Origin of the sequence: Collinsella sp. AF31-11, assembly GCF_003475605.1 — a bacterium.
Classification (GTDB): Bacteria; Actinomycetota; Coriobacteriia; order Coriobacteriales; family Coriobacteriaceae; genus Collinsella.
In genome coordinates this window covers 1-257 of record NZ_QRQS01000039.1, presented here as the reverse complement: position 1 = coordinate 257, position 257 = coordinate 1, and the positions used below count along the sequence as shown (strand labels likewise).

The 257-nt window shown below is 68.9% G+C and carries 1 protein-coding gene; it reads left to right on the top strand.

Annotated elements, in window-relative coordinates:
• Positions 1 to 257: dTDP-4-dehydrorhamnose 3,5-epimerase family protein (locus DWZ22_RS10580; RefSeq protein ID WP_233546498.1), on the top strand; the 257-nt coding region annotated here is incomplete at both ends.

Sequence of the window (257 nt, the reverse complement as noted above, 5' to 3'; positions counted from 1 at the left end):
GACCTCCGCGTCGTCCAGAACAACGTCTCCTACAACGACAGCCGCGGCGTCACCCGCGGCATCCACGCGGAGCCCTGGGACAAGTTCATCTCCGTGGCGCGCGGCTCGGTCTTCGGCGCCTGGGTCGACCTGCGCGAGGGCAGCGCCACCTTCGGCAAGGTCTACACCTGCACCCTGGACCCGAGCAAGGCCATCTACGTCCCGCGCGGCGTGGGCAACTCCTTCCAGGCCCTGGAGGACGGCACCGCCTACACCTA